Origin of the sequence: Mesorhizobium sp. M4B.F.Ca.ET.017.02.2.1, assembly GCF_003998955.1 — a bacterium.
In the GTDB taxonomy this organism is placed as follows: Bacteria; Pseudomonadota; Alphaproteobacteria; order Rhizobiales; family Rhizobiaceae; genus Mesorhizobium; species Mesorhizobium abyssinicae.
On record NZ_RZOF01000388.1, the window covers coordinates 1 to 5,509 of the forward strand.

At 67.7% G+C, this 5,509-nt stretch carries 6 protein-coding genes; 5 read left to right on the forward strand and 1 reads right to left on the reverse strand.

Going from position 1 to position 5,509, the window contains the following annotated elements; translation table 11 throughout:
• The coding region (locus tag EN738_RS29915; RefSeq protein WP_127286777.1) for an SDR family oxidoreductase at positions 1-577 on the forward strand (577 nt) is incomplete at its 5' end.
• 10 nt (positions 578-587) lie between these two features.
• On the opposite strand, the gene EN738_RS29920 is transcribed toward EN738_RS29915, so the two are convergent.
• Entirely contained in the window at positions 588-1,061 is a 474-nt protein-coding gene (locus tag EN738_RS29920; protein WP_127286778.1) for an Lrp/AsnC family transcriptional regulator, read from the reverse strand.
• Positions 1,062-1,169: 108 nt separating this feature from the next.
• Between EN738_RS29920 and EN738_RS29925 the strand changes: the two genes are divergently transcribed.
• The 4 genes from EN738_RS29925 to EN738_RS29940 all read left to right on the forward strand — a co-directional run.
• Positions 1,170-2,369, forward strand: a complete 1,200-nt coding sequence (locus tag EN738_RS29925; RefSeq protein ID WP_127286779.1) for a diaminopropionate ammonia-lyase — start codon at positions 1,170-1,172, stop codon at positions 2,367-2,369.
• On the forward strand, positions 2,366-3,601 hold the full coding sequence (locus EN738_RS29930; RefSeq protein WP_127286780.1) for a Zn-dependent hydrolase: 1,236 nt from the start codon (positions 2,366-2,368) through the stop codon (positions 3,599-3,601). Before EN738_RS29925 ends, EN738_RS29930 begins: the two co-directional genes overlap by 4 nt.
• Before the next feature lie 206 nt (positions 3,602-3,807).
• Positions 3,808-5,004 carry a diaminopropionate ammonia-lyase gene (locus EN738_RS29935; RefSeq protein ID WP_127286781.1) on the forward strand — a complete coding sequence of 399 codons (1,197 nt, stop codon included), beginning with the start codon at positions 3,808-3,810 and terminating at the stop codon, positions 5,002-5,004.
• Positions 5,005-5,125: 121 nt separating this feature from the next.
• A partial coding sequence (locus EN738_RS29940; RefSeq protein ID WP_127286782.1) for a M20/M25/M40 family metallo-hydrolase occupies positions 5,126-5,509 on the forward strand: 384 nt, incomplete at its 3' end.

Sequence of the window (5,509 nt, forward strand, 5' to 3'; positions counted from 1 at the left end):
CGCCAAGAGCGGGGCGGTGGCGAAGAAGCTCGCGGGCAATGTCGAGGCGATCGCGCTGGACCTTGCCGCGCTTGATGGACCGGCCCTTGCCGCGGCCGAAGTGGAGCGCCGTTTCGGTCGGCTCGACGTGCTCGTCAACAACGGCGCCATCCGCTACGACCTGTCCGCTCGGGCCTTGCTGCCCCACCGGACGTTGGGCCGCAAGGCCTTCGAGACCTATGTCGTCGGCGCCTGGCGGGTGGCGTTCGCATTCGGGCCGCTGCTCGGCGCCTCCGGTCATGGCCGGCTGGTCATCGTCTCTCCCGAGGCCGGTTCCTCGGCCTCGACGGACGTCGGCGCGCCGGCCTATTCGACCGGCAGGGCGACGCTCAATGCGCTCACCCGGATCCTGGCGGACGAACTGCGCGGCGCCGGCGTCCTGGTTAACGCGATCAGCTCTGACTGGGTGGCCGACAAGGGCAAGCCCGACGGCCGTCCGGTCGCGCCAGGGGCGGCCGGCATCGTCTGGGCCGCGACATTGCCGGACGATGGCCCGACCGGCGCCCTGTTCCGCGACGGCAAAAGGCTGCCGTGGTGAGTGGGAATGCTCACCCCACCGGCACCTCCAGCCCGACCTTCACCCGGTCCATCGCCACAAACGTGCGAAACCGCTTCACGTTGTTGTTTGCGAAGAACAGCCGCCTTGTCAGCGCCTCGTAGTCGGCCATGGTCGCCACGGTGACGACGAGGATGAAGTCGGCCTCGCCGGTCACGTAATAGCATTGCTGCACCTCAGGCACTTCGGCGAAGCCGCGCTTGGCGGCGTCGATCAGTTCGGCGCGCTCGCTCTCCACCTCGACCTCGACGAAGATCGTGATCGGATGGCTGACCTTGGCCGGATCGACCAGCGCGACATTGGCGCGGATGACGCCGGTTTCTTCCAGGCGCTTTATGCGCCGCTGCACCGCCGGCGCCGACAGGTTGACGGCCTCGCCGATCACCCGCTGCGGCGTCGTGTTGTCCTTCTGCAGGACGGCGAGGATGGCGCGGTCGAAAGCGTCGAGATCGGGTGAGGCGGACATGGCGAGGGTTCCAAACGAAACAAACTTGCATTTCAGGCAGCAAAACAGAGCGCCTTTCTCGCCCTCCTTGCAATAAATTTCCGCCATCAAGACGGAGGAAGCCGGCCCATGTTCCTTAACCACCACCCGGATCATCGCCAGCCGCTGACCGAGCAAGACGCCGCGACGCTCGGCACGGCCGGGGCCGTCGAAGCGGAACGCTTCCTCGCCGCGCGTGACAACCATGCCGAGACGCCGCTGCACGCCCTGCCGGCGCTCGCCGGCGAACTGGGCATCGGCGCCCTGCACGTGAAGGACGAGGGGCAACGCCTCGGCCTCGGCAGCTTCAAGGCGCTGGGCGGCGCCTATGCCGTGATGCAGCTGGTGCTGGAGGAGGCTGGCAGGAGGCTTGGTCGCACCGTCGATGTCGCCGAGCTGCATAGCGCTGACGTCAAGGCGATTGCCGCCGGCATGACCTTCGCCTGCGCGACCGACGGCAATCATGGACGCTCGGTCGCGCAGGGCGCCGGCTTGGTCGGCGCGCGTTCGGTCATCTTCGTCCATTCTGGTGTCAGCAACGAACGCGTGGCGGCCATTGCCCGCTTCGGTGCCGAGATCGTGCGCATCGCCGGTGACTACGACCAGTCGGTCAGGGAAGCCGCCCGCGTCGCCGCCGAGCGCGATTGGACGGTCGTCTCCGACACATCCTGGCCGGGCTACGAGCGCATACCGGGACTGGTGATGCAGGGCTATACCGTGATCGTGCGCGAGGCGCTGAAGCGCTTGGCTCAGCCGCCCACACACATCTTTCTGCAGGCCGGCGTCGGCGGCTTCGCCGCGGCGGTGGCCGGCCATTTCGCCATCGTGCTTGGCGAGGGTCGCCCGCGGGCAATCGTGGTCGAGCCCGCGCGGGCGGCCTGCCTCTATGAAACCGCAAAGGCAGGACATCCCATCGCGATAGCGCACAGCAAGCCCACGGTAATGGCGATGCTCGAATGCTATGAGCCGTCGCTCGTCGCCTGGCGGGTGCTGTCGCGGATCGGCGATGCTTTCATGACCGTGGACGAGGCCGACGCGGTTTCGGTGATGAGCCGCCTGGCGCGGCCTTCAGGCGATGATCCGGCGATCGTCTCCGGCGAGAGCGGCGGGGCAGGGCTCGCCGGGCTGATCCGCGCTGCCGGCGATAAGAAGCTGCGGGCCGCCCTCGGGCTCGATGCCGATTCGCGCGTGCTCATCGTCAATTCCGAAGGCGCAACCGATCCCGGCCGCTATGCCGATCTGGTCGGGATGGCGCCGGAGGAGGTTGGCCGGGCGAGGCAGCCGGCATGAGCAATCTAACGATAAACGCCGACCGTCTTCTGCGCCGTATCGATGAGCTCGGCAGCATCGGCCGCGATGCGCAGGGCCGGCTCGTCCGCGTCGCCGCTTCCGATATGGACAGGCTCGGCCGCGACCGCCTCGTCGGCTGGCTGCAGGAGGCAGGGCTCGAAGTCGCCGTCGACCGCATCGGCAACATTTTCGGCATCTGGCAGGACGATGCCAATGCCGGCCAGCTGCCGGTCATGCTCGGCTCGCACATCGACACGGTGATCGACGCCGGCATCTATGACGGCTGCTATGGCGTGCTCTCGGCGCTCGAGGCGATCGAGAGCCTGAAGGAGGCAGGTTTCGCGCCGGCGCGCCCGCTCGTCGTCGCCGCCTTCACCAACGAGGAGGGCGTGCGCTATTCGCCTGACATGATGGGCTCGCTGGTCTTTGCCGGCGGCGTCGGGGTGGACGAAGCGCTCGCGGCAGTCGGTACCGACGGCTCGGTGCTGGGCAAGGAGCTGGAGCGCATCGGCTATGCCGGCCGGCATCAGCCGGGATTCCTCAAGCCGCAGGCCTATGTCGAGCTGCATGTCGAGCAGGGGCCGGTGTTGGAGCGCGAAGGCATTGCCATCGGCGCGGTCGAGAACCTGCAGGGCATTTCCTGGCAGCGCATCATGATCGAAGGCGAGGCCAACCACGCCGGCACCACGCCGATGTCGATGCGCCGCGATGCCGGCGTCGCCGCCGCGCGGGCGATCGGCTTCCTGGCGGACCGCGCCGGCGCCTCGCCGACGCCGACGGTCGCCACCGTCGGCACCATCGCCTTCGAGCCCAACGCCATCAACGTCATTCCGTCGCGGGCGACCTTCACCGTCGATCTCCGCGATCCCGACGAAACGCACCTTCGCGAGGAAGAGGCGGCGCTCGCCGCCTTTCTCGACGACCTTGCTGCAGGCGCCGGCGTCACCGCCCGGGCTGAAAGCCTGGCGCGTTTCGGGCCGGTGACCTTCGATGCCGGCATCGTCTCGCTGATCGAGGAGATTGCCGGAGCCGCCGGCCTTTCCTGCCGGCGCATCACCTCGGGCGCCGGCCACGACGCACAGATGATTGCGCGCATCGCGCCGTCCGCGATGATCTTCGTGCCGAGCCGCGGCGGCATCAGCCACAACCCGGCAGAGTTCACCGCCGCTGGCGAACTGGTTGCCGGCGCCAACATTCTGCTCGGCGTCGCCGCGCGATTGGCGGCCGATTGAGCAGCAGAAAACGCGGCTCGCCGGCTTCGGCGGCACAGTGTTGCCAAGCCATGACACCACCAAAAATAGTCAGGCCGAAGGCGTCGAGTCTCGCAGGGGTTCGCATCCGGCGACATCGGGCCGAAACAAACTTCAATCATTCAGCGAGTTTAGACAGCGAATTTTCGCGCGCGCCAATAAGTTCAGTGCCTCGAAGAAAGAATGCCATGCTGCTGCTCAACCAACGACCCGAACACAACCAGCCGTTGGTTGCGGCCGATGCCGAGTCCCTCGGCGTGGCGGGAAGCGAGCGGGCCGAGCACTATCTCAAGGCGCGGCACAACCATGCCGAAACGCCGCTGCACGCCTTGCCGGCACTGGCTAATGAGCTCGGCATCGCGGCACTGCACGTCAAGGACGAGGGCCAGCGTCTCGGCCTCGGCTCTTTCAAGGCGCTGGGTGGCGCCTATGCCGTCATCCGGCTGGTGCTGGAGGAGGCAGGCAAATGGCTCGGTCGCATCGTCGATATCGGCGAGATCAACGACGCCAAGGTGCGCGAGATCGCGTCCGGCATGATCTTTGTCTGCGCCACCGACGGCAATCATGGCCGCTCGGTCGCGCAGGGCGCCGGCCTGGTCGGCGCGCGCTCTGTGATCTTCGTCCATGCTGGCGTAAGCCGTGAGCGTGTCGCTGCCATCGCCCGCTTCGGCGCCGAGATCGTCCAGGTCGAGGGCGGCTACGATCATGCGGTGCGCGAAGTCGCCCGCGTCGGCGCCGAGCGCGGCTGGAAGATCGTCTCCAACACGTCCTGGCCGGGCTATGAACGGGTCCCCGGCCTGGTCATGCAGGGCTATACGGTGATCGTGCGCGAGACGCTGCGGCACATGGCCGAGCCGCCCACGCATATCTTCCTGCAAGCCGGCGTCGGCGGCTTCGCCGCGGCGATCGCCGGCCATATGGCGATCAGGCTTGGCGGGCGGCGGCCGAAGGCCGTGGTGGTCGAGCCGGGGCGCTCGGCTTGCGTCTACGCCTCGGCTGAAGCCGGGCGTCCGGCAACGATCGCGCATCAGCAGTCGACGGTGATGGCGATGCTCGAATGCGCTGAGCCGTCCCTGGTCGCCTGGCGCGTGCTGGCGCGCGTCGGCGATGCCTTCATGACGGTGGAGGAAGAGGATGCGGTCGCCGTGATGAGGCGGCTGGCGCGACCCTTGGGCAACGATCCGGCAATCATCTCCGGCGAGAGCGGCGGTGCGGGGCTCGCCGGACTGATCCGCGCGGCAGGCGACAGGCATATGCGGGCGGCACTCGGCCTCGACAGCCATTCGCGCGTGCTCGTCGTCAACTCGGAAGGAGCGACCGACGCCGGCCGCTATGCCGAACTGGTCGGCGTGAGGCCGGACGACGTGCTGATGCAGCTTGCCTGAAGCTTCGCCGTAGCAGGCTTGGCGACTCGCCGTAGCAGGCTCGGCGACTTCGCCGTAGCAGGCTTGGCGACTTCGCCGTAGCTTCCGTCCGGATGCGTAGAGAACAGACTTAGGGACGAAGATGGCCAAGCTCGACGAACTGGCACTGCACCGCGAGATGACGGCGTGGCGGCATGATCTCCACACCCATCCCGAATTCGGTTTCGAGGAGAAGCGCACCGCCGCTTTCGTCGCCGAAAAACTGCGCGAATTCGGGCTGGAGGTCGCCGAGGGTATTGGCGGCACCGGCGTCGTCGGCACGCTGACCAGGGGCAGCGGCAACCGCGCGATCGCGCTGCGCGCCGACATGGATGCGCTTCGCATCGCCGAGCAGGGCACGATGGACTACCGCTCGCAGACGCCCGGCACCATGCATGCCTGCGGCCATGACGGCCACACCTCGATGCTGCTCGGCGCGGCCAAGCTGCTCGCCAATGAAGGCGGCTTCGACGGCACGGTGCGATTC

Coding starts and splice junctions, on each gene's coding strand:
- EN738_RS29920 (WP_127286778.1), bottom strand. CDS start 1,061: ATGTCCGCCTCACCCGATCTCGACGCTTTCGACCGCGCCATCCTCGCC.
- EN738_RS29925 (WP_127286779.1), top strand. CDS start 1,170: ATGTTCCTTAACCACCACCCGGATCATCGCCAGCCGCTGACCGAGCAA.
- EN738_RS29930 (WP_127286780.1), top strand. CDS start 2,366: ATGAGCAATCTAACGATAAACGCCGACCGTCTTCTGCGCCGTATCGAT.
- EN738_RS29935 (WP_127286781.1), top strand. CDS start 3,808: ATGCTGCTGCTCAACCAACGACCCGAACACAACCAGCCGTTGGTTGCG.